General features: G+C 39.1%; 1 protein-coding gene. It reads right to left on the minus strand.

Annotated features, from left to right (window positions below; translation table 11 throughout):
• Nucleotides 1-75: 75 nt before the first annotated feature.
• A partial coding sequence (locus PQ474_RS26230; protein ID WP_273848521.1) for a transposase occupies nt 76-686 on the minus strand: 611 nt, incomplete at its 5' end.

The following is a 686-nucleotide window of genomic DNA, read 5'->3' on the forward strand; positions in this document are numbered from 1 at the left end:
GAATCAATTTCATAAAGCCTATCTCATGAATCATACAAGAATCCAATTTTCATTTTATTGATTTTAAAAATGGATTTAAGCTGCCTGAATCATCTCGTTTTCGGAGAGTACTTTAGCTATGCGATCACACGCGAGCTTTGCTCCGTTATAAACTAATTGCGTTAAATCAAAATGTACTTTTGCTCGTTTTCCTGTACGGTACCGAACATTATTTAACTGGAAGAATTCCTTGAGATAAGCGATGACGCGTTCGACCGCACTTCTTTGCTTGTAAATCATTTTCCAAGCTTTTGAACCACGGGCTGGCGCCGTATAGCGGCGTAAATCTGTCGTGATTTTCACTTTATAGACTTTCTGACATAGCGTATCTTCTGCTAGTGGACAGTCTTTGCACTCTTTTGGACGTGTATATTTTAGCGTTTCATATGTTGGGTCATAACTATCATACCGATATGAATGTTCACGAACACAGGTAGGGGCAAAATACTTATCATAACCTATTGGTTCTGATTCATTCTTCTTGTTATACGCAATAATGGACTGCGCACCGATCCGATAGATTTGTTCATAAATAGCGGGATAATCGTATCCTGCATCCAGTGTACAGTTAGAGATCGGAAGGATAGAAAGACGCTCATGAATGCCTTTTAATAAAGGGATTGCCGCTTTTCCGTCATTCAGATTAC

The organism is Halalkalibacter alkalisediminis (genome assembly GCF_028610705.1).
Taxonomy (GTDB): domain Bacteria; phylum Bacillota; class Bacilli; order Bacillales; family Bacillaceae_D; genus Halalkalibacter; species Halalkalibacter alkalisediminis.